Genomic DNA, 22,151 nt, shown 5'->3' with positions numbered 1-22,151 from the left:
AGTGATGTGATTCGATGAAATCTTTGATTGAAACAATTGTGGAGCCGTTAGTCGATCATCCTGAGCACATCGTTGTGACCGAACAAGAAGAGGAAAACAAAGTTGTGTATCACCTGCAAGTTCATGAAAATGATGTAGGTAAAGTGATCGGCAAGAATGGTCGCATTGCCAAATCAATACGAACAGTTGTTTATGCAGCTGGAATGAAATCTAATAAAAAAATCTATTTAGATATCATGTAAAAAGAGGGAGGCGAAAAGCCCCCTCTTTTTTTAGCAGAACGGTTAAATAAATAGAGCGCTGTATTAATAAACTGCGCAGTAACGAGGACAAGGAATTGCTCTCTACCATGCTTCACTTTGAGAGTGCATGCAAACCGCTTCGGCAGAATACTGCGCTTTCCGTGGGCTCGGCTTCAGCTAACTTTGCAAAGAAAATCACTTTGCAAAGTGGATCTTCAGCTCTCGCTGTCCCACAGGAGTCTCCGTATTCTGCCTACGCTATTTAGATAATTCTACCTGGAACTGCTCAGTAACCATTTCCTGTTATTACTTCTTTCAAAATTCAGGACATTACGCAAAGCGGAGGCAAGATACGTAGACTCCTCACGACGCAGCGCGAGCCGAAGACCCCGTGATGCACCTGCGTCTTCTAGTAATGCTTCGTAGCAGGCTTCCTCGGTGCAAGGGAGCAAAGAAGTTATTTCAAGTAGTTCCCTGGCTAAGGCCGTGCCCGTGGAAAGCGTAGTATCTTGCCGGAGCGTAAGTAAGCACTCAGTTAAAGTTAGAATGGAAGAAAGCTTCACTCCACAAATTTTTACTAGTTCGCAGTATATATCTACTACGAATCAGGTGAGGGGAGGTTAGTGTGCGGGTTTTCTAGTGTATACTTGCGCTTTTGTTTGGTGACATGCTATTCTTTTGATAGGTGTTTCCATACTCTTTAATAGGGATGAGAGAGAGGCTGAAACAATGAAAATTATTAAAAAAGTAGCCGTCAAAAAAATAGTAACTGATCAAAGTAAAGAACAATTGCGAGAAGAATACCAATTTAAAATTTTTCAACTTGAACAGGAATGTGAACAATTAAAATTTGAGCAGAAAAAATTAGAACAACGCTCAGCCAACAAAAAAGCTGATATCGCAGCCAAATTCAAAAAAGAGTTATCTAATCGGAAGGACCATATTAATTGGTATAAATACAAACTCGAACAGTTGGAAATATTACCAATTGGAAGTGAAATTAATGATGGAGAAGTTGAAGCAGTTATCGATATTGAAGAAGGTATGAACTGGGATGACTTAACAGAACAAAAATCCATTATTATAAAGGATGGCATGATTAAGAAAATTACATAACAGGTGGTATGAAATAAATGGATCATTTAAAAGTAGGGAAAATTGTCAATACGCATGGTATTAAAGGAGAAGTAAAAGTAGTTCGTATTACCGATTTCGATGAACGCTTCGAAGTTGGCACTACCTTATGGATTAAAGGAAAAGATAGTCAGGAATTGAAACCAGTTACTATTGATGGCCATCGTGTACACAAAAATTTTGATTTATTACATTTTGAAGGATTTAACAATATCAATGAAGTAGAACACTTTAAAGAATCATTGTTGGTTATTAAAACAAGTGAAGTTTCAGATTTAGAAGAGAACGAGTTTTATTATCATGAGATTATTGGTTGTGAAGTGGAAACAATCGATGGTGAACTTATTGGTAAGGTTACAGAAATTCTTTCACCTGGCGCAAATGATGTATGGGTTGTGAAGCAGAAGGGAAAGGAATATTTAATCCCTTATATTGAACAAGTAGTGAAAGAAGTAGATATAAATCAGCAACTTATTAAAATTGAACCAATGGAAGGGTTATTAGACTGATGAAAATAGATATACTCTCATTGTTTCCAGAAATGTTTAACGGTGTTTTTCAATCTTCCATTTTAAAAAAAGCACATGACTCAGGTGCTTTTCACTATAATTATGTGAATTTCCGTGAATATACGGATAATAAACATAATAAAGTAGATGATTATCCTTATGGTGGAGGAGCTGGGATGGTATTAAAGCCTCAACCTATTTTTGATGCAGTAGAGGCGATCGAAAAAAATACCACCCAAAAACCCCGTATCATCTTAATGTGTCCTCAAGGAGAAACATACTCGCAAAAAAAAGCAGAAGAACTAGCAAAAGAAGAACATTTAATCTTTATATGTGGCCATTATGAAGGCTATGATGAGCGAATTAGAACAGAGCTTGTAACCGATGAGATCTCGATCGGAGACTATGTGCTTACAGGTGGAGAATTAGGAGCAATGGTCGTCATTGACAGTGTTGTCCGTTTGTTACCAGACGTATTAGGTAACGAAGATTCAGCGGTTCAGGATTCTTTTTCAACGGGGTTATTAGAGCATCCTCATTATACGAGACCTGCTGATTTCCGCGGTTTAAAAGTACCTGATGTATTGTTATCAGGAAATCATGCCCATATTGAAGAATGGCGCAGAAAAGAAGCGTTAAAAAGGACTTATGATAGAAGACAAGATTTATTACAACATCTGCAATTAACCGAAAAAGAAAAAACGTGGATAAAAGAATGGGAAACTTCACAAGAAAATAGTTGAATTCCCGTGATTGATATGCTATATTGATAGTTGTGCTTAAGTGAACGCTTAAGGTGAATAAACGATGTTCCGCTGCGGTCTAATTCGTTAAGAGCATTGGTTTGGAAGGAGTGTAACAGAATGCAAAATTTAATCGAGGAAATTACAAAAGATCAACTAAAAACTGACTTACCTGAGTTCCGTGCTGGTGATACAGTAAAAGTTCACGTGAAAGTTGTTGAGGGTAACCGTGAACGTATTCAGGTATTCGAAGGTGTTGTCATTAAACGCCAAAACGGTGGTATTAGTGAAACATTTACAGTTCGTAAAATTTCTTACGGTGTAGGGGTTGAACGTACATTCCCTGTGCATTCACCACGAATTGCAAAAATCGAAGTAAGTCGTCGTGGTAAAGTTCGTCGTGCTAAGCTTTATTATCTACGTAACCTACGTGGTAAAGCTGCGCGTATTAAAGAAATTCGCTAATGAGTATCGTGTAAAAAGGAGCTTGCATTGTCAGGCTCCTTTTTCTTCTATAGAATATTTTAGAAACACTTGGAGTGTATGAAGGAAAGGGATCTTTCATGGCTGAAAAAAAGGTTGACTGGGTTGATTGGATTAAAACCATTATTATTACAGGATTGATCGTGATTTTGTTTCGCATGTTTATTGCAGTACCGATTATTGTTGATGGTCCTTCCATGTTACCAACTCTTGAAAATAAGGATCGAATGATTGTAAATAAGATAAGTGTAATGTTTGGTGAGCCAGATCGTTTTGATGTTGTTGTTTTTCATGCTACGACGAAGAAGGATTACATAAAAAGGGTGATTGGTTTACCAGGTGATTCCATTGTCTATCAAGATGACCAGTTATATATTAATGGACAACCAGTTGAAGAACCATTTATTGAAGATGAAATAGCCAATGAGCAATCGAATTACACAACTAATTTTTCTTTGCGAGATATTCCGGGGAATGCTGAAGAAGTACCGGAGGGGCATGTGTTTGTTTTGGGGGATAATAGACCAAATTCTACAGATAGTAGACATTTGGGATTCATCCCGATAGATCAAGTAGTAGGAATTGCTGGTGTAACGTATTGGCCCGTGGATAAGATTGGCTTCGTAGATTAACATAGTAGAAATGAGGTGGATACATGACAATACAATGGTTTCCTGGACATATGGCCAAAGCGAAAAGAGAAGTACAAGAAAAATTAAAATTGGTTGATTTTGTGATTGAATTAGTAGATGCAAGGGCGCCCGCTTCTTCACAAAACCCTCTTTTACAGCAAATATTAAATCAAAAACCAAAAATGGTAGTGTTAATGAAGGATGACTTAGCTGATCCGGAGTCGACAAAAGATTGGCTTAACCATTTTTCGGCACAAGGCATGGTTGCCATTGCGGTGAATGTAAATGAACGAAAAGATATCCAACATGTCATTCAAACAGCAAAGGACATGGCTAAAGAGAAAATGGATCGATTAAAGAAAAAAGGGGTTCGTCCAAGACCCGCTCGTGCCATGATTATTGGAATACCGAATGTAGGAAAATCAACCTTAATCAATCGGTTAGTTCAGAAGAAAATAGCTAAAACGGGAGACAAACCAGGTGTGACTAAAAACCAACAATGGATCAAAGTAAAAAAGGATTTTGAGTTATTGGATACACCCGGAATACTCTGGCCAAAATTTGAGGAGCAAGTAGTTGGTTATCGATTAGCAGCTATTGGTACAATCAAGGATCAGTTGTTGCCAATAGAAGATATCGCTGCGTTTGTGATTGAGTATTTACAATCCACTTATCCTTCTCTATTAATAGAACGTTATCAAATATCGGAAGATAATGAGGATATGAACGAAATATTTGAACAAATCGGTAGAGGAAGAGGTAGCCTTGAATCAGGTGGCAGAGTGAATTTTGAGAAAACAGCAGATATCATCCTCCAAGACTTGCGATCCGGAAGATTAGGAAAGATAACACTTGAACAGCCCGAGTAACAGGATATGTAGAAGTACAAAGCGCCCATAAAAGTATACACCCCGTTTCAATTACAATGGAAACGAGTGAGTGTATACTTTTTGTATGAAAAGAAAGCACAAAATACATATACTGCGAAATAACATGACAAGAATTTGCTCTCTTCCTGTACTGCATTTTGCTGAGTTCTTACATGCGCTCCGGCAAGATACTTCGCTTTCCACGCGCACGGCCTTAGCCTCCTCAGAAAGCAAAGATCGCTTTCCTGCGGGGTCTTCGGCTCGCGCTGTTCCCGTAGGAGTCTACGTATCTTGCCTCCGCTTTGCGTAGTGTTCTGATTATTGAAAGAAGTAACACACGGGTACTGGTTCCCGAGTATTTCCTCTTATATAAGGTAGAATTATTTACACAGCGTAGGCAGAATACGGAGACTCCTGTGGGACAGCGAGAGCTGAAGATCCACTTGGTGAAGTGCCTTTCTTCACCAAGTTAGCTGAAGCCAAGCCCACGGAAAGCGCAGTATTCTGCCGGAGCGTATGTGAGCACTCATCATTAAGCAGAATGGGAGAAAGCCTCACTTTTTCTCCTTTCATTACTTCGCAGTATCTATCTACTGCGAATCAGATGACGTTTTTCTTTATTGAGAGAAGCAATTATAATTCTTTATTTTTTTGAAAAAGTGCCGATAAATTAGGAAACGAGGTTTTTGAGCGATGAAGGAAAAATGGACGATTAATGAAATTAAACATTATTTAACAAAAGAACAACCCGCTGAAGACGTATTACAAGTACTGTACCAAGATCAGCGCAAAGGCGTGCAAAAATTACTTAAACAATATGAAAAAAGACAACAAGAGGCACAAGCTCAACAAGAACTATTTGAAACAATGTGTCAAAACGAGAAAGCGTTATGGAATAAAGACATTACATATATTGCAGGCGTAGACGAAGTTGGCAGAGGACCACTAGCTGGACCAGTTGTAGCAGCTGCTGTTATTTTACCAAATGATTTCGAATTATTAGGAATAAATGATTCTAAAAAATTATCAAAGAACAAAAGAGAGTTATTTTATCAATATATCACCAAGCATGCGATTGACTATGCTGTAGGAATTGTGGATGCCGGTGAAATTGACGAGATCAATATTTTACAAGCTTCAAAAAAAGCGATGTATCAAGCGTTAAACAAGCTAAAACAAATAGATTATGTACTTATCGACGCAGTAAACCTGGAGAAATTAGACGTACCTAGTGATGCAATCATAAAAGGAGATCAAAAAAGTATTTCGATTGCTGCTGCCAGCATCATTGCCAAGGTAACACGTGATGACATGATGGAAAAGTTACATCAACAGTATCCTGCATACGCTTTTGATCAAAATAGTGGATATGGAACGAAACAGCACTTAGATGCAATAAACGGTCATGGTTTAACACCTTATCACCGCAAAAGCTTTCTGAAATCCTATTCGTAGAGAGGAGGTAGCCATATGCGAAGCATTCCTTCATTTTCAAACGTATTGCGTTCTGAAAATACACGAATGAATGTGACACAAAATGCTCTAAAACCAGGGCAAATGTTAACCGGAAAAGTACTCGAATTATACCCTAACCAAAGAGCGGCGATTCAGTTAGGTGGTTCACAAGTGGTGGCCCAATTGGAAACATCATTGACCTCCAAACAGGATTATCTCTTTCAAGTAACGTCTGTTGGGGATGTGCTACGCCTAAAAAAAATAAGTGATTCACCACTTCAAAGTAATAGGCAACTAAGCGACCAAATCATGCAGCAACTCGGATTACATAATAACCAACCGCTAAAAACCTTGATGCAACAACTTGTTATTCAAAACATACCATTTACCCATAAAGATGGGCAAGCATTAGCTAAACTTTTAGAGCAATTTGGTGGGAATAGTACCAATCGGGAATTGCTTTTCGTAATGACAAAGCAAAATTTCCCCCTAACAGAACAAGTGTTTCGAAGTTTGCAGGCATTTCAATCAACTCCAATAGGTACACAAATGAACCAACTGCATCAGCAATTAGCACCATTTAATCAAAGTAATTCCTTGTTATCACAATTGCAACAACAACTTTCACTATTTGGTGGTCCATCACCATCACGAGCTCAATCGATGTTACAACAGTTTGTGTATACTAATCAACCAGCGCTTGAACAAGTATTGTCAAAAGCAATACCTGATCAACTCTCGTCTATACAACAGGTAACTAATGGCGTGCGCTTAACGAATGATCAAACACAGGATATCGCACAACAACTGAATCAAACACTAAAGCAACAATTGCCATTTCAGCAAGGGGAACGCCACACGTTTCAATCATTTTTACAACGTTTTGAACGAATGGTGCAACAAGGATCGGTGACGAACACCTTTAAAAATATGGTACAGCAACAATCCTTTTTTCAAAAAGTAATGCAAATAATACCAAGCCAAGACCAGCAAATGGTTCAACAGTGGTTACAGTCATCATCACAGCCAAATGTGAGTCAAGATCGACAAGTTCTAACCTTGTTACAACAACTGGATGCACAACAGTTGCCACAACCCGAGCAAAATAGGCTTCGTGCCTTATTGTTACATCTAGATACTGCAAAGCCACAGTCACTACAAGTAAAAGATCAATTTTTACATTTGATGAAGCATTTTGTACAAACTAGTGGACTGCAAGATGAAGCACAACAAGCACAAGCTATCCGTTCGGGTAGCACGACGTATAGTACTAGTCCATTATGGCAAGCCCTGATGACGGCAATGTCACCACAAGATCGGCAGGTAATGGAGCAATGGATTAATCAAGCACAACCGACAATGACACAAAATCAACAGGTAGCTGAAGTGATGCAACGAATCAATTTGCAACAAATACCTCAGTCTGATCAAACTCTAGTTCGACAGCTGTTACTATCATTAGAAGCAAATGATCAAGTTGTAAATAAAGATCAATTTTTGCAATTGGTTCGTCAAGTGATTCAACAAGCAGAAGTAACGAGTCATACCAGAGAAATCGATCATTCTTTAAAGCAAAATCTATTATTAGCAAATCAACAGCATCCGGATATAGCCAATAATCAGATGCAACGCTTGATTCAAAGTTTAACAGGAATGCAATTAAATATGGTGCAAGATGAACAAGCGATTACCCAACAAAGCTTTCAAATTCCTGGTGAACGCTTTGGTTTAGCAGAGGATATTCGTATGCAATTTGAAGGAAAAAAGCGTCAGAATAGTGAAGAGATTGATCCAGAATTTTGTCGTGTTTTGTTTCATCTACATTTGCATACATTAGGCGAAACGATGATTACCATGTCGATTCAAAAAAGAATCGTGCATATTTCGGTCTACAATGACCAACAAGGTATAAAAGCTTTAATGGATACTTTCACACCTTTATTAAAAGAGAAACTGTCCGACTTAAATTATCAATTATCTTCTGTTACACAAAAGGCATTATCAGATAAAGAGCCGCACGCAATAAATAGTAACCATACAGCATATAAACCTATTAAAAGGGAAGGGATTGATTATCGGGTATGACAGAGCAAGAAAGATACCGAAAACGGGCAGCAGCCTTACAGTTTGATGCGGAAACAGATGTAGCCCCAAAAGTAACCGCAACAGGTAAAGGTTATGTGGCAGAAGAAATTTTGGATAGAGCAAAAAAGAACCATATTCCGATTCAATCTGACCCGTCTCTTGTAGAATTATTATCAGAATTAAATATAAATGAACAGATACCGGAGGAATTATATCAAGTAGTGGCAGAAGTGTTTGCTTATATTTATCAAGTAGACCAAAAAGCAGCCGAAAAATAATGAATCTATCTCTTTTTAGAAAAAAGCTAGAAATATGCATAGTCTTTTCTAGACAATTGAAGGCACTTTTTTATACAATGAGAATGCAGTGATTAATTGATGGGAGGATGAAAGATGAATATTCACGAGTATCAAGGCAAAGAGATTTTGCGCAGTTACGGTGTTGCCGTACCTAACGGAAAAGTAGCCTATACAGTAGATGAAGCTGTGGAAGCTGCGGAACAATTAGGTTCAGCGGTATCGGTTGTAAAAGCTCAAATTCACGCTGGGGGAAGAGGTAAAGCAGGCGGTGTGAAAGTAGCTAAAAATATCGATGAAGTCCGTACATATGCTGATGAAATTTTAGGGAAAACGCTGGTAACACATCAAACAGGACCAGAAGGCAAAGAAGTAAAGCGTTTACTGATTGAGGAAGGCTGCGACATCCAAAAAGAATACTATGTCGGCCTTGTGTTAGATCGTGCTACTTCACGAGTGACCATGATGGCATCAGAAGAAGGCGGTACAGAAATCGAAGAAGTAGCAGAGAAGACACCTGAAAAAATCTTTAAAGAAGTAATTGACCCAGTTACTGGTTTATTACCATATCAAGCAAGACGTCTGGCATTTAATATTAATATTCCAGCAGAATACTTGTCGAAAGCGGTTAAATTCATGATGGGGTTATACCAAGTATTTGTCGAAAAAGATTGCTCCATTGCGGAAATTAACCCACTTGTTACGACAGGTGATGGTGACGTTTTAGCATTAGATGCAAAGCTTAACTTTGATGATAATGCTCTATTCCGTCAAAAAGATATTGTCGAGTATCGGGATTTAGATGAAGAAGACGAAAAAGAAATCGAAGCGTCTAAGTATGATCTAAGCTATATTGCGCTTGATGGTAATATTGGATGCATGGTAAATGGTGCTGGTCTTGCAATGGCAACCATGGATATTATTAAACATTATAATGGAGATCCGGCTAACTTCCTGGATGTTGGTGGCGGAGCAACTGCAGAAAAAGTAACGGAAGCATTCAAGATCATTCTGTCGGATGACAATGTAAAAGGTATTTTTGTAAACATTTTCGGTGGAATTATGAAATGTGACGTTATTGCAGAAGGTGTGGTCCAAGCAACGAAGGAAGTTGGTTTAACTATTCCTTTAGTAGTTCGACTTGAAGGTACAAATGTAGATGCTGGTAAGAAAATTTTAGCTGAATCTGGCTTGAACATTACACCAGCTGAGTCAATGGCAGACGGTGCAGAGAAAATTGTCGCACTTGTTAATGAAGCATAAATTTATCTCTAAGGAAAAAAGGAGGATCCATTTACATGAGTGTTTTTGTTAATAAAGATACCAAAGTGCTTGTTCAAGGTATAACTGGTTCAACAGCACTTTTCCATACCAAACAAATGCTAGAATATGGGACGAAAATTGTTGGTGGGGTAACACCAAAAAAAGGTGGTACAGAAGTTGAAGGAGTACCTGTATTTAATACAGTATCAGACGCTGTAAATGAAACAGGTGCCAATGCATCGGTTATTTATGTACCAGCTCCATTCGCTGCAGATGCTATTATGGAAGCAGTGGATGCTGAACTAGATCTTGTTATTTGTATTACAGAGCATATTCCAGTTATGGATATGGTCAAAGTAAAACGGTACATGGAAGGCAAGAAAACGAGATTAGTAGGACCGAACTGTCCAGGTGTTATTACGCCAGAAGAATGTAAGATTGGTATTATGCCAGGATATATTCATAAAAAAGGTCATATTGGGGTTGTTTCTCGTTCGGGTACCTTAACATATGAAGCGGTACACCAACTATCAGAGAATGGTTTTGGTCAGTCTACTGCTGTAGGTATTGGTGGTGACCCTGTCAACGGTACTGACTTTATTGATGCGCTTAAAGCCTTCAATGAAGACCCTGAAACAGAAGCAGTGATGATGATCGGTGAAATTGGTGGTACAGCAGAGGAAGAAGCTGCCGAATGGGTAAAAGCAAATATGACAAAGCCTGTAGTTGGCTTTATTGGTGGTGCTACTGCGCCTCCAGGTAAACGTATGGGTCATGCAGGAGCGATCATTTCAGGTGGTAAAGGTACGGCTGAAGAAAAAATTAAAACAATGAATGCTTGTGGCATACAAGTAGCGGAAACACCTTCTGTCATGGGAGAAACATTAATAAATGTCTTAAAAGAGAAAGGTCTACATGATAAATGTAAGACACACTAAATTTCTGAAATAAGCTGAGAATCTTCTCAGCTTATTTCTTATATGGAAAGAGGTGTATATATGAATGGAAAAACAAGAATGGCGATTAATTCATTTGCATTACCTTATTGGTACAAATCGTAAATTGATATGGAGTGTAATGAAAAAGGACCCAGAACTGGAACAGATATATCGATGGAACAAACAACAATGGAAAGAAAATTTTCATATTAATGATAGAAAGGCATCTTTCCTAGTAGAACGATTACAGGATAAGTCACTCAAACAGAAAATAGTAGGCTACGTAAAGACATATTTTGTAATAACCATATTTAGTGAAGATTACCCTGCTAGTCTACGAGAAATTCCAGATCCTCCATTAGTATTATACCTCAACGGAAATCAAAGGCTACTTTCCCATTCACCCAACCTCAGTGTCGTAGGAACGAGATATCCTTCAAAATTCGCAAGGTCCATCATGGCTAATATTCTTACTCCATTATTCAAAAATGATTTTCTGATTACGAGTGGTATGGCTATCGGTATCGATGGATTTGCCCATCAGCTAGCCTTACAGCATCAAAGTCCAACAATTGCTGTACTTGGTAGTGGTTTTGAACATATCTATCCAAAGCAACATATATCTTTATATAGCCAATTAGTAGCAAAAAATTTAATTATATCGGAATATCCTCCAGATCAACCTCCAAGAAAGTATCATTTTCCTGAGAGAAATAGAATTATTAGTGGATTAAGCTTTGGAACACTAGTTATTGAGGCTAAAGAAAAAAGCGGTACCCTCATTACCGTTGATCAGGCCTTAGAGCAAGGGAAAGAAGTGTTTGCAGTTCCTGGGTCAGTGCTAGCAGAAACAAGCATAGGATGTAATCAACTGATTAAAGATGGTGCAAAATTAGTTCAATCAAGTCGTGATATTTTAGAAGAATACCAGCCAAACAGGGAGTATCAGAAGGAAAATAAATGAAATTTATGCAATTTTGTTATTGCTTTGTTTGACAAACACTAACAAAGTATTTAATAATAGGGAAGATTTATCATATCTAACAGCAAACATTTATCATGGTGACGACCATCCGTGAATCCATCACTTCAAGGTTTTATTTACGGATACTAATATCCTGATAAGTTAGCCAATCATCAACGGTCACAAGTAACCTTGTTGATGAAAGTCCTATTTTATAATATGAATTAATACGAAATGATTTTGCCTCTTGGGAGGGTGTAAGTAATATGGCGCAATATCTAGTAATTGTTGAATCACCGGCAAAAGCCAAAACTATTGAAAGATATTTAGGAAAAAAATATAAGGTGAAAGCATCGATGGGGCACGTAAGGGATCTTCCAAAAAGTCAAACAGGTGTGGATGTTGAAAATGGCTACGAGCCTAAATATATAACGATCCGTGGAAAAGGTCCTGTATTAAAAGAGTTGAAAACCGCCGCTAAAAAAGCAGATAAAATCTTCCTCGCGGCCGACCCTGACCGTGAAGGGGAAGCAATAGCATGGCACTTGGCACATAGTTTAAATATTGATTTAGACTCTGAATGTCGGGTAGTGTTTAATGAAATTACCAAAGATGCCGTAAAGGACTCTTTTAAACATCCAAGAACGATCAATATGGATTTAGTAGACGCACAACAAGCGCGAAGAATTTTAGATCGTTTAGTTGGTTATAATATCAGTCCACTACTATGGCAAAAAGTGAAAAAAGGTCTTAGTGCCGGACGTGTCCAATCTGTTGCAGTTAAAATGATTATTGATCGTGAAAATGAAATCAAAAATTTTAAACCAGAAGAATATTGGAGTATCGAGTCTATTTTTAAAAAGGGGAAACAATCCTTTGAGGGTGCTTTTTATGGGATAGATGGTAAGAAACAAGCACTTCATTCCAAAGAAGATGTCGATAATATTTTATCTACTTTAAAAGGAAAAGATTTTTTAGTAGAAAAAGTTACGAAGCGAGAAAGAAAACGTAATCCATCGCCAGCTTTTACAACTTCTTCATTACAACAAGAAGCTGCAAGAAAGCTTAATTTCCGAGCGAGAAAAACGATGATGGTAGCACAACAATTATATGAAGGTATAGATCTAGGTAAACGTGAAGGTGGTATTACAGGTCTCATAACATATATGCGTACGGATTCAACAAGGATTTCAGATACTGCTAAATCGCAAGCAAGTCAGTTTATCGAAAACAAATATGGAAAAGAATTTACCGGTTTCACAAAAAAATCTAAAAATGCTGAAGGTGCACAAGATGCCCATGAAGCGATTAGACCAACAAATGCCTTGAGAGATCCACAATCACTAAAATCAGTCCTGTCTAGGGATCAATTTAGGTTATATAAGTTAATTTGGGAACGATTTATTGCCAGCCAAATGGCACCGGCTGTTATGGATACTATGACTGTTCATTTAACCAATCAAGGTGTAGAGTTTAGAGCAACTGGTTCCAAGATCAAATTTAAAGGTTTTATGGAAGTATATATTGAGGGTTCTGATGATCAGCAAAAACAAAAAGATAAATGGTTACCTGATTTAACCGAGGGCGAAACCGTAAAAGCTGAAAAAATCACACCAAATCAACACTTTACACAGCCACCTCCAAGATATACAGAAGCGAGATTAGTGAAAACAATGGAGGAAAAAGGAATCGGCAGACCATCAACATATGCTCCTACGTTAGATACCATTCAAAGACGTGGTTATGTTGCTCTTGATAATCGCCGGTTTGTCCCGACGGAGTTAGGTGAAATTGTTATCAAACTAACAGAGGAATTTTTCCCTGAGATTATTGATGTTACCTTCACCGCAAAAATGGAAGGTGATTTAGACGCGATCGAAGAAGGGAAAACAGAATGGGTTAAAATTATTGACCAATTTTACTCAGGGTTTGAGAAACAATTACAAAAGGCTGAAAAGGAAATGGAGAAAGTTGAAATTCGTGATGAACCTGCTGGCATTGACTGTGAAAAATGTGGTCACGAAATGGTATATAAAATGGGGCGCTATGGTAAATTTTTAGCATGTTCTAATTTTCCTGACTGTCGAAATACGAAACCAATCTTAAAAGAAATCGGAGTTAAATGTCCGAATTGTAAAGATGGCAATATCGTAGAAAGAAAAACCAAGAAAAGAAGAACATTTTATGGTTGTGACAATTATCCTGATTGTGAATTCATTTCCTGGGATAAGCCAGTCGGAAGAAACTGTCCGAAGTGTAACAATATGTTGGTCGAGAAAAAGTCAAAGAAGAAAGTACAAGTTCAATGTGCAACATGTGACTATAAAGAAGAAGAACAAAAATAAGTAAACCACGTTAAAGGTGATTCCGACAAATGAAGCGGAGTCACCTTTTTTTACTTGGAATGTAAAGTATGTAGTGATAAGGAATAAGCGGATTGCTCAGTTATTCTTACTTGTAAGGAAAGTATAAAACCATTGATATCACAACTTTTATAAGCAAGTATAATAGGAAAAGGTGATTCAATACGTATATTTTAAGAAGCAAGAATAGCTGAAAGCTAGCTAGTGCAAGTCAATCGCTATGGCTGGCCGTTTCGCTATTCTTTTTCTACGACGAATAGTAGAAAAAGGTTATTGGGTTTTATAGACCTTATTAGTAATTTCCTAGTACTTTCACAGGGATAACAACTGAAATTGCCTAATCTGACAAATGTTGTAGTACATATATATAGCGAAGGCCGCCCGCTTTCACTCCTGTGGAAACTGTTTGACCTGAAGATCCACTTTTTCGAGCGGTTTTGGCTCGAAAAAGTTAGCTGAAGGGCAAACCCCACGGAAAGGAAAGTGGGCAGCCGGAGTGGTGGTAAGACTGTTCAAATATTTCAAAATGGATGCTAGAGAAATGGTAAACCTTTAGCTTTTTAGTCATAAGGGCTGAGCGAATTTTGCTCAGTTTTTCTTAATCTAATTTCTTATCCTTTTTTAAAAAGTTCTAAGAATGTTACGATAAAAATAGTATAGTGTATTTATAACTAAAAGGCTTCATTTGTATTGGTTTAAAGCATCTAATAATAGGGAATCAATGTAATAATGGAGAAAGTAGTGACAATTTTGCAAATTTAATTGCAGTCTTGAATCTATTGTGTTAATATTTTAACGCATTTAGAGGTGACTTATGAACTTTTTTAAAAATTGGCTAGCTTATTTAGATTACTTACAAATCGAAAAAAATGCATCCAAACTGACGATTGAAGCGTATGAAAAAGATATAGCTGACTTTTTTGAGTTTTTGACTTCAGAAAATATTTCGTCATTAAAGGATGTAGATTATAGTATTATTCGCACATATTTAACTACTCTATATGATAAGGGGTTATCTAAGAGGTCGATTAACCGCCGTATTTCTACGTTAAGGTCGTTTTATAAGTTTTTGCTGAGAGAACAAATTGTATTAGAGAATCCCTTTGTTCATTTACATTTACCAAAAACTGCTCATACCATCCCTGAATTTGTCTACCAAGAGGAAATGAAGATACTAATGGAGTCGATCGATCAAAGTACTACACTTGGCAAACGAAATATTACTATATTGGAAGTTTTATACGGTACCGGGATTCGTGTTAGTGAATGTGTTCAATTACAATTAGACAGCATCGATTTTGATCTTCAAACCATCTTAGTAACAGGGAAAGGTAACAAGGAAAGATATATTCCTTTCGGGGATTATGCTAATCAAGCTTTACAAATTTATATCAAGGAAAGCCGACCATCATTAATAACGGAAAAAAGCCAACCGCAAAATATTTTATTTCTGAATGCAAGAGGCAATCCGCTGACAGCAAGAGGAATAAGGTTAATTATCAATAAATTGGTGGAAGAGGCAGCAATAACATTACATATTCATCCGCATAAATTACGACATAGCTTTGCCACGCATTTGCTTGATAATGGAGCAGATTTAAGAGCGGTACAAGAGCTATTAGGACATTCTCATTTATCATCCACTCAAATTTACACACATGTTTCAAAAGATCGATTAAGTAATGTATATAAAACAGCTCATCCGAGAGCGAAGCGGTAGGAGGAATTAAGAATGGACTCATTTCATGCAACCACGATATTTGCTATCCAGCACAATGGGAAGTCTGCAATGTGTGGTGATGGGCAGGTGACATTTGGAAATCAAGTGGTAATGAAGCATACAGCAAAAAAAGTAAGAAGGTTATTTCGCGATCAAGTTTTAGCAGGTTTCGCAGGCTCAGTAGCAGACGCGTTTACTCTGTTTGAAAGTTTTGAAACAAAACTGGAAACATTTGATGGCAATTTATCAAGAGCTGCTGTTGAGCTAGCAAAAGACTGGCGGAATGATAAATATTTACGAAAACTGGAAGCGATGTTAATCGTAATGAATAAACAGGAAATACTATTAGTGTCAGGTACTGGTGAAGTAATAGAGCCTGATGATGGTATTCTTGCAATCGGTTCAGGTGGTCATTATGCTTTAAGTGCAGGAAGAGCGTTGAAAAAACATGCTTTAGGTATGGAAGCGAAAGATATTGCAAAAGCCTCTCTTGAAATTGCAGGAGAAATTTGTGTGTTTACCAATAACCAGCTTGTGTTAGAAGAATTGGAATAAGAAAGGATGAATGATGCTCGTGTCTATCAGTTTAACGCCAAAACAAATCGTTGAAAGATTAAATGAGTACATAATTGGGCAACAAGATGCCAAAAAAGCGGTGGCAGTTGCTCTAAGGAATCGGTACCGAAGAATGCAATTGCCTGAAGAACTAAAGAATGAGATTGTTCCTAAAAATATATTAATGATAGGTCCAACTGGTGTTGGTAAGACTGAGGTAGCCAGAAGATTAGCGAAACTAGTCGGTGCTCCGTTTATTAAAATTGAAGCTACTAAGTATACGGAAGTGGGTTATGTTGGTCGTGATGTGGAGTCAATGATTCGTGATCTTGTAGAAACATCCGTACGAATGGTGAAAGAAGATGCAATGGAAGAAGTAAAAGAAAAAGCCGAACAGCTAGCAAATAAACGGCTAGTCGAAATTCTGGTTCCATCTAAGAAGAAAACGACTACGTCCAAAAATCCATTTGACATTTTCATGAACCCGAATCAGCAGCAAAACAATACAGAAGATACGAATGATTCACAAGAAAAAGAAAATATTAAACAGCAAAGACAGCAAACAAAAAAATTATTAGACCTTGGTGAATTAGAAGATCGTACGGTAACGATAGAAGTTGAGGAACAAGCATCAAATATGTTCGATATGTTACAAGGTTCTGGTATGGAACAAATGGGAATGAATATGCAAGATGCTTTAGGACAGCTATTTCCTAAAAAGAAAAAGAAACGAAGCTTAATAGTAAAAGAGGCTAGAAAAGTTTTAACTCAGCAGGAAGCACAAAAGTTAATTGATATGGATGATGTCACACAAAAAGCGATCGAAAAGGCAGAGCAGACGGGTATTATTTTTATCGATGAAATGGATAAGATTGCAGTTAAACAGGAACAATCTGCCAATGTATCACGAGAGGGTGTACAACGCGATATATTACCGATTGTAGAAGGTTCTCAGGTTGTTACCAAATATGGTGCGGTTAAGACAGACCACATGTTATTTATTGCAGCTGGAGCTTTTCATATGGCTAAACCTTCTGATCTTATTCCTGAGTTGCAGGGACGTTTTCCAATCCGTGTAGAATTTGAAAAGTTAACGGTGGCAGATTTCAAACGAATTCTTTCAGAGCCTTCCAATGCACTATTGAAGCAATATAAAGCATTGTTGGAAACAGAAGGGATAACTATTTCATATACAGAGGAAGCAATTAATCGCTTAGCAGAAATTGCATATGAAGTAAATCAGGAAACGGACAATATTGGGGCAAGAAGATTACACACTATTTTAGAAAAATTATTGGAAGAACTATCATATGAGGCTTCTGAAATTGGAATTGGAAATATTGAAATAACAGAAAACTATGTGAATGAGAAATTAAAATCAATAGCAACGAACAAAGATTTAAGTCAATTTATTTTATAATATGGATGGTGAAAAATATGCAATTATTAGAAAAAACAAGGGAAATTAATGCTATGCTCCAAAAAACCAAAGGGAAATCAGTTGATTTTTCAGATATGTCGAAAACGTTAAGGGATGTTATTGAAGCAAATATATTTATTGTCAGTCGTAAAGGAAAGTTATTAGGTTTTGCGATTAATCAACAGATTGAAAACGAGCGAATGAAAAAAATGCTGGAAGAAAGGCAGTTTCCAGAAACGTATACAGATAATTTATTTAATATCTCAACTACAACCACAAACATTGATATCGATAGTGAATACACCGCTTTTCCAGTAGAAAATCGTGATTTGTTTGCCCAAGGTTTAACGACCATTGTACCAATTATTGGTGGTGGTGAGCGACTCGGAACCCTTATTTTAAGTCGATTGTCAGATAGTTTTGATGATGGTGATCTAGTGTTGGCGGAGTACGGTGCAACTGTAGTTGGTATGGAAATATTACATGAAAAAACAGAAGAAATAGAAGAAGAAGCTCGCAGTAAAGCAGTAGTACAAATGGCGATAAGCTCATTGTCATACAGTGAATTGGAGGCAATTGAGCATATTTTCGAAGAATTGGATGGCAATGAGGGATTACTAGTAGCTAGTAAAATAGCTGATCGTGTTGGAATTACTCGTTCTGTCATTGTAAATGCACTTAGAAAATTAGAAAGTGCTGGTGTCATCGAATCCAGATCATTAGGAATGAAAGGAACATATATTAAAGTATTAAACAACAAATTCTTAAACGAACTCAAACATCATAGCATCTAAAAACGGTCTCCTCTAAATAATGAGGAGATCTTTTTTTGTTCTCAGACAAGAAAGTATAAAATCAGTGCAATGACTGCGTTAAGCCAAGTAGTTATTTTGAGATGTTTGATGTATATTGGCAACGCTACGACTAATTACTTCGCTTTCCACGTTCATGACCTCAACTAACTTTGCAAAGTGGATTTTGACTCGCGCTATTCCCGAAGAGTCTCCGCTATGAGAAGGTGCAACAATTCTTGTCATAAGTAATAGGTCGACGTTCTTTACAATGGACCGCTATACGTGAGTATAAAAGCATCTGTGTTACTTCATGCTAGCGTTGTAGAGCCTGATACTAGCGAAGACCGCCCACTTCAACTCCTGTGGGAATTGTTTGACCTTCAGCTAACTTTTTTGAGCGGGTTTTGCTCAAAAAAGTTAGCTGAAGGACAAACCCCACGGAAAGGGAAGGGGGCCGGAGCGGTGGTCGAGCTGTTCAAATATTTCATCATTACTACTAAAGTAATAAAGGACCGGCGGGGGTTAGCTGGTTTTTCTTAATTTTTAAGGAAAGTGTATAACCACCCGAATCATAACTTTTATACAAAAGCAAGATATGAAAAGGTTGATTTTGTATTTTTTTACGCGATTTGTATGAATTATGAATCAAGTCTTATGATTTAATCCGACATAAAAACACATAAAATAACAAATTTACCAATCAAATAATAAGACTAAAGTCCTGCTCGGATAAAAAATATACCCTACTTTAGTCAGAATATGACGATAAGTCATAGACAGTGTAGATCATTTACTTTACAATATTCGATAGATAAATGATTTTTATGGCGGTTAAAATAAAAAAAGAGAGGAATTTTTTAAATGTCTTTTTTTAGTGGGACTATTCAGACGCTGGAAAATTCACTTGAATATGCTTCTGTAAAGAATAAAACGATAGCACATAATATATCGAATGCAGACACAGCGAATTTTAAAGCGAAACGAGTTCAATTCAATGATGTATTGAAAAATGAATTATCGGAACAATTTCAAGCAACAAGAACGAATCAACGACATATTCCTTTTTCAGCAGACAAATCGAATATACATATAACAACAGATCGCAGCACCATGTATAACCACAATGGAAACAACGTAGATATCGATAAGGAAATGACAGAATTAGCCAAAAATCAAATCTACTATCAGGGATTAGTAGACCGGATGAATGGCAAGTTTAATAGTTTACAAAGTGTTATAAGAGGAGGTAGTTAACCATGTCCATATTTAATGCGATTAATACAAGCGGAAGTGGTCTGACCGCTCAACGTCTAAGAATGGATACGATCTCTTCCAATATTGCCAATGCAGACACAACAAGAGCGACTGTCAATGCAGATGGGGAATATGAACCATATCGAAGAAAAATGACAGTGTTCAGTCCTAAAGATCAAAGTTTTTCATCCATTCTTAATCGGACTACCCAAAGAGGAGAAACCACTGGGGATGGAGTGAAAGTATCTCAAATTGTAGATGATGAAGAACCGTTCAAACAAGTGTATAACCCTAATCATCCTGACGCAAATGAAGATGGTTATGTAGAAATGCCTAATGTCGATCCATTAAAAGAAATGGTTGACATGATGAGTGCTACAAGGTCCTACGAAGCAAATGTCACTTCTTTGAATGCTTCTAAAACAATGTTGATGAAAGCACTGGAAATTGGCAAATAGTAAAAAGGATGTGAATACATAAAATGAATATTTACTCATTAGAAAACATTCAGCCCAATACGGCTGAGACTGTGAACAAAAAGAAAACAGTAGGAGAATCACAACAACAATTTGCTGATAGTTTTAAAAAAGCAATCGACAGTATTAATAAGGCACAACACGAGTCAGATCAAAAAACAGAAGCACTTGCTAAGGGAGAAATCGATGACCTACACGACGTTATGATCACAGCGCAAAAAGCAAGTATTATGCTACAAACCGGTGTAGAAGTTCAGAAAAAAATGGTGGATGCATACAACGAAGTAATGAGAATGCAAGTTTAATACATTGATTGTTGTAAGCAAGTAATGATTTTTGGGGGCACAAAATGAACGAGAAATTCAAACAATACAAGGATAAAGTATCTAGCTATTACACATCGATGTCAAAAAAGCAAAAAGGGTTAATTTTCGGTGGAATTGCAGCACTTATAGCTGTCATCGTTCTCGTCACAGTAATGACATCTGCCAAAAGTGATATGGTAGCACTATATAATGATTTGTCCATACAGGAAGTAGGGCAGATTACAGAAGAATTAGATGCTCGTGGTGTTAAATATGAAATTACCGACGCCGGCACTGGAGTTAAAGTTCCGGAAACAATGGCGGATTCGTTGTTAGTAGACCTTGCTGCACAAGGGATACCAGATAGCGGAAGTATTGACTATTCTTTTTTTGCTGAGAACAGTTCATGGGGAGTAACTGACAATGAATTTGAAGTAATGAAACTGGATGCAATGCAGACGGAATTAGCAAATTTAATTACGCAAATTGATGGGATTAATGGAGCGCAAGTAAATCTTAATATACCAGAAGAACCGGTTTTTATTAGTGATCAACAACAACCATCGACAGCATCAATCGTGATTGAAACTGCACCTGGATATCAATTTGAACCGAGTAATGTCAATGCTTTGTATCATCTTGTTTCAAAATCAATCCCTAATCTCTCTACAGATGATATCGTAATTATGAACCAACATTTTGAGTATTTTGATTTAAATAATCAACATGCTTCAGGGAATGGTGATACATACACTTCACAACAACAAATTAAAAGCGATATTGAGAAAGATATCGAGAGAAATGTTCAAAAAATGTTAGGTTCTATGATAGGGATGAATAAAGTAGCTATTTCAGCTACTGCTGATGTTGATTTTACGCAAGAACAACGAGTGGAAGAATTAGTAGAACCGGTTGATGAAGAAAATGACACGTTACCAGTCAGCATTGAAACCATTACTGAATCATTTACAGGTGCGCAACCAGAAGATGGTGCAGTTGGAGTTGAAGAAGGAGAAATTGCTAACTATCCGGCAGGGCTAGAAGGGAACGTAGGAGACTACGAACTTGTCAAAGAATCCGTTAATAATGAATTTAATCGAATTCAAAGAGACATTGTAGAAAGTCCATATAAAATCAGAGATTTAGGTATCCAAGTAGCGATAGATAATACGAGAGTAATAGGTGATGGAGAAGTTGAACAACTTACTGCACAGGAACAAGCGAATGTAGAGGAAAGTGTCGCTTCTATTTTAAACTCGATTATATCTACTTCTATTGATAAATCATATGGTGACATTGCACCAGAGGAAAAAGTATCAATCGTATTTCAGCCATTTGAAGGAACGGATACTATAGCAAATCCTGCAGTTAGTCCAACTATTCCAGCGTGGGTATACATAGTAGGAGCCTTGTTGCTAATAGCAATTATTGTATTGATATGGATGTTAAGAAGAAGGCGTTCAGAAGAGGAAGAAGTGATTGAAGAGGTAGAAACCTCGGAAATTCAAGAACAGGAAGTTCCGCCAATCACACATACAGATGACTCAGATTCCTCGATGAGAAGAAAACAATTAGAGAAATACGCTCAGGAAAAGCCAGAAGAATTCGCGAAACTATTAAGAAGCTGGATTACAGAGGATTAAAGGAGGTT

The 22,151-nt window shown here is 37.2% G+C and carries 22 protein-coding genes; all 22 read left to right on the top strand.

Features of this window, described 5'->3' with window-relative positions; translation table 11 throughout:
- The first annotated feature begins 14 nt into the window (after nucleotides 1-14).
- Nucleotides 15-242 (top strand): KH domain-containing protein, encoded by a 228-nt coding sequence (locus tag D569_RS0112150; RefSeq protein ID WP_018932698.1) that lies wholly within the window; start codon nucleotides 15-17, stop codon nucleotides 240-242.
- Nucleotides 243-971: 729 nt separating this feature from the next.
- Nucleotides 972-1,358, top strand: coding sequence for a YlqD family protein (locus D569_RS0112145; RefSeq protein WP_018932697.1), 387 nt, complete (start codon nucleotides 972-974; stop codon nucleotides 1,356-1,358).
- 17 nt (nucleotides 1,359-1,375) lie between these two features.
- Nucleotides 1,376-1,885 (top strand): ribosome maturation factor RimM, encoded by a 510-nt coding sequence (gene rimM, locus D569_RS0112140; RefSeq protein ID WP_018932696.1) that lies wholly within the window; start codon nucleotides 1,376-1,378, stop codon nucleotides 1,883-1,885.
- Nucleotides 1,885-2,628 carry a tRNA (guanosine(37)-N1)-methyltransferase TrmD gene (gene trmD / locus D569_RS0112135; protein WP_018932695.1) on the top strand — a complete coding sequence of 248 codons (744 nt, stop codon included), beginning with the start codon at nucleotides 1,885-1,887 and terminating at the stop codon, nucleotides 2,626-2,628. The genes rimM and trmD overlap by 1 nt, the downstream gene beginning before the upstream one ends.
- Nucleotides 2,629-2,748: 120 nt before the next feature.
- A complete protein-coding gene (gene rplS / locus D569_RS0112130) occupies nucleotides 2,749-3,093 on the top strand; it encodes a 50S ribosomal protein L19 (protein WP_018932694.1) in 345 nt (114 codons plus the stop codon).
- A gap of 98 nt (nucleotides 3,094-3,191) precedes the next feature.
- Nucleotides 3,192-3,743, top strand: coding sequence for a signal peptidase I (gene lepB, locus D569_RS0112125; RefSeq protein WP_018932693.1), 552 nt, complete (start codon nucleotides 3,192-3,194; stop codon nucleotides 3,741-3,743).
- 23 nt (nucleotides 3,744-3,766) lie between these two features.
- The gene (ylqF, locus tag D569_RS0112120) at nucleotides 3,767-4,612 is read left to right on the top strand and encodes a ribosome biogenesis GTPase YlqF (protein WP_018932692.1); all 846 of its coding nucleotides are present in this window, start codon (nucleotides 3,767-3,769) and stop codon (nucleotides 4,610-4,612) included.
- 693 nt (nucleotides 4,613-5,305) lie between these two features.
- On the top strand, nucleotides 5,306-6,067 hold the full coding sequence (locus D569_RS0112115; protein WP_018932691.1) for a ribonuclease HII: 762 nt from the start codon (nucleotides 5,306-5,308) through the stop codon (nucleotides 6,065-6,067).
- Between the two features lie 15 nt (nucleotides 6,068-6,082).
- Nucleotides 6,083-8,152 (top strand): hypothetical protein, encoded by a 2,070-nt coding sequence (locus D569_RS0112110; protein WP_018932690.1) that lies wholly within the window; start codon nucleotides 6,083-6,085, stop codon nucleotides 8,150-8,152.
- Nucleotides 8,149-8,430, top strand: coding sequence for an EscU/YscU/HrcU family type III secretion system export apparatus switch protein (locus D569_RS0112105; protein ID WP_018932689.1), 282 nt, complete (start codon nucleotides 8,149-8,151; stop codon nucleotides 8,428-8,430). Before D569_RS0112110 ends, D569_RS0112105 begins: the two co-directional genes overlap by 4 nt.
- A gap of 114 nt (nucleotides 8,431-8,544) precedes the next feature.
- Complete coding sequence (gene sucC / locus D569_RS0112100; RefSeq protein WP_018932688.1) at nucleotides 8,545-9,711, top strand: ADP-forming succinate--CoA ligase subunit beta; 1,167 nt, start codon at nucleotides 8,545-8,547, stop codon at nucleotides 9,709-9,711.
- 35 nt (nucleotides 9,712-9,746) lie between these two features.
- Nucleotides 9,747-10,649 (top strand): succinate--CoA ligase subunit alpha, encoded by a 903-nt coding sequence (sucD, locus tag D569_RS0112095; RefSeq protein WP_018932687.1) that lies wholly within the window; start codon nucleotides 9,747-9,749, stop codon nucleotides 10,647-10,649.
- 64 nt (nucleotides 10,650-10,713) lie between these two features.
- Entirely contained in the window at nucleotides 10,714-11,613 is a 900-nt protein-coding gene (gene dprA, locus D569_RS0112090; protein ID WP_018932686.1) for a DNA-processing protein DprA, read from the top strand.
- 266 nt (nucleotides 11,614-11,879) lie between these two features.
- A complete protein-coding gene (topA, locus tag D569_RS0112085) occupies nucleotides 11,880-13,958 on the top strand; it encodes a type I DNA topoisomerase (RefSeq protein ID WP_018932685.1) in 2,079 nt (692 codons plus the stop codon).
- A gap of 832 nt (nucleotides 13,959-14,790) precedes the next feature.
- Nucleotides 14,791-15,696, top strand: coding sequence for a tyrosine recombinase XerC (xerC, locus tag D569_RS0112080; RefSeq protein ID WP_018932684.1), 906 nt, complete (start codon nucleotides 14,791-14,793; stop codon nucleotides 15,694-15,696).
- Nucleotides 15,697-15,708: 12 nt separating this feature from the next.
- Nucleotides 15,709-16,251: an ATP-dependent protease subunit HslV gene (gene hslV, locus D569_RS0112075; RefSeq protein WP_018932683.1), complete on the top strand. Its 543-nt coding sequence runs from the start codon at nucleotides 15,709-15,711 to the stop codon at nucleotides 16,249-16,251.
- Between the two features lie 19 nt (nucleotides 16,252-16,270).
- Nucleotides 16,271-17,671 carry an ATP-dependent protease ATPase subunit HslU gene (hslU, locus tag D569_RS0112070; protein WP_018932682.1) on the top strand — a complete coding sequence of 467 codons (1,401 nt, stop codon included), beginning with the start codon at nucleotides 16,271-16,273 and terminating at the stop codon, nucleotides 17,669-17,671.
- A gap of 17 nt (nucleotides 17,672-17,688) precedes the next feature.
- The gene (gene codY, locus D569_RS0112065; protein ID WP_018932681.1) at nucleotides 17,689-18,465 is read left to right on the top strand and encodes a GTP-sensing pleiotropic transcriptional regulator CodY; all 777 of its coding nucleotides are present in this window, start codon (nucleotides 17,689-17,691) and stop codon (nucleotides 18,463-18,465) included.
- An 861-nt stretch (nucleotides 18,466-19,326) separates the two neighbouring features.
- A complete protein-coding gene (flgB, locus tag D569_RS0112055) occupies nucleotides 19,327-19,719 on the top strand; it encodes a flagellar basal body rod protein FlgB (RefSeq protein ID WP_018932679.1) in 393 nt (130 codons plus the stop codon).
- A 2-nt stretch (nucleotides 19,720-19,721) separates the two neighbouring features.
- Nucleotides 19,722-20,177, top strand: a complete 456-nt coding sequence (flgC, locus tag D569_RS0112050; RefSeq protein WP_018932678.1) for a flagellar basal body rod protein FlgC — start codon at nucleotides 19,722-19,724, stop codon at nucleotides 20,175-20,177.
- Nucleotides 20,178-20,200: 23 nt separating this feature from the next.
- Nucleotides 20,201-20,500, top strand: a complete 300-nt coding sequence (fliE, locus tag D569_RS0112045) for a flagellar hook-basal body complex protein FliE (RefSeq protein ID WP_018932677.1) — start codon at nucleotides 20,201-20,203, stop codon at nucleotides 20,498-20,500.
- Nucleotides 20,501-20,544: 44 nt separating this feature from the next.
- Entirely contained in the window at nucleotides 20,545-22,143 is a 1,599-nt protein-coding gene (fliF, locus tag D569_RS0112040; protein ID WP_018932676.1) for a flagellar basal-body MS-ring/collar protein FliF, read from the top strand.
- Nucleotides 22,144-22,151: the final 8 nt, after the last annotated feature.

Source organism: Gracilibacillus lacisalsi DSM 19029 (genome assembly GCF_000377765.1).
GTDB lineage: Bacteria > Bacillota > Bacilli > Bacillales > Amphibacillaceae > Gracilibacillus > Gracilibacillus lacisalsi.
Note: the sequence above shows the minus strand (reverse complement) of the source record. Positions and strands in the feature narration are given on the sequence as shown.

What these genes read in the sequence shown, in the direction of transcription:
- rimM (WP_018932696.1), top strand. Translation starts at nt 1,376, where the DNA reads ATGGATCATTTAAAAGTAGGGAAAATTGTCAATACGCATGGTATTAAA.
- D569_RS0112115 (WP_018932691.1), top strand. Translation starts at nt 5,306, where the DNA reads ATGAAGGAAAAATGGACGATTAATGAAATTAAACATTATTTAACAAAA.
- ylqF (WP_018932692.1), top strand. Translation starts at nt 3,767, where the DNA reads ATGACAATACAATGGTTTCCTGGACATATGGCCAAAGCGAAAAGAGAA.
- D569_RS0112110 (WP_018932690.1), top strand. Translation starts at nt 6,083, where the DNA reads ATGCGAAGCATTCCTTCATTTTCAAACGTATTGCGTTCTGAAAATACA.
- dprA (WP_018932686.1), top strand. Translation starts at nt 10,714, where the DNA reads ATGGAAAAACAAGAATGGCGATTAATTCATTTGCATTACCTTATTGGT.
- trmD (WP_018932695.1), top strand. Translation starts at nt 1,885, where the DNA reads ATGAAAATAGATATACTCTCATTGTTTCCAGAAATGTTTAACGGTGTT.
- D569_RS0112150 (WP_018932698.1), top strand. Translation starts at nt 15, where the DNA reads ATGAAATCTTTGATTGAAACAATTGTGGAGCCGTTAGTCGATCATCCT.
- D569_RS0112105 (WP_018932689.1), top strand. Translation starts at nt 8,149, where the DNA reads ATGACAGAGCAAGAAAGATACCGAAAACGGGCAGCAGCCTTACAGTTT.
- flgB (WP_018932679.1), top strand. Translation starts at nt 19,327, where the DNA reads ATGTCTTTTTTTAGTGGGACTATTCAGACGCTGGAAAATTCACTTGAA.
- codY (WP_018932681.1), top strand. Translation starts at nt 17,689, where the DNA reads ATGCAATTATTAGAAAAAACAAGGGAAATTAATGCTATGCTCCAAAAA.
- hslV (WP_018932683.1), top strand. Translation starts at nt 15,709, where the DNA reads ATGGACTCATTTCATGCAACCACGATATTTGCTATCCAGCACAATGGG.
- topA (WP_018932685.1), top strand. Translation starts at nt 11,880, where the DNA reads ATGGCGCAATATCTAGTAATTGTTGAATCACCGGCAAAAGCCAAAACT.
- fliE (WP_018932677.1), top strand. Translation starts at nt 20,201, where the DNA reads ATGAATATTTACTCATTAGAAAACATTCAGCCCAATACGGCTGAGACT.
- fliF (WP_018932676.1), top strand. Translation starts at nt 20,545, where the DNA reads ATGAACGAGAAATTCAAACAATACAAGGATAAAGTATCTAGCTATTAC.
- lepB (WP_018932693.1), top strand. Translation starts at nt 3,192, where the DNA reads ATGGCTGAAAAAAAGGTTGACTGGGTTGATTGGATTAAAACCATTATT.
- sucC (WP_018932688.1), top strand. Translation starts at nt 8,545, where the DNA reads ATGAATATTCACGAGTATCAAGGCAAAGAGATTTTGCGCAGTTACGGT.
- xerC (WP_018932684.1), top strand. Translation starts at nt 14,791, where the DNA reads ATGAACTTTTTTAAAAATTGGCTAGCTTATTTAGATTACTTACAAATC.
- flgC (WP_018932678.1), top strand. Translation starts at nt 19,722, where the DNA reads ATGTCCATATTTAATGCGATTAATACAAGCGGAAGTGGTCTGACCGCT.
- rplS (WP_018932694.1), top strand. Translation starts at nt 2,749, where the DNA reads ATGCAAAATTTAATCGAGGAAATTACAAAAGATCAACTAAAAACTGAC.
- D569_RS0112145 (WP_018932697.1), top strand. Translation starts at nt 972, where the DNA reads ATGAAAATTATTAAAAAAGTAGCCGTCAAAAAAATAGTAACTGATCAA.
- sucD (WP_018932687.1), top strand. Translation starts at nt 9,747, where the DNA reads ATGAGTGTTTTTGTTAATAAAGATACCAAAGTGCTTGTTCAAGGTATA.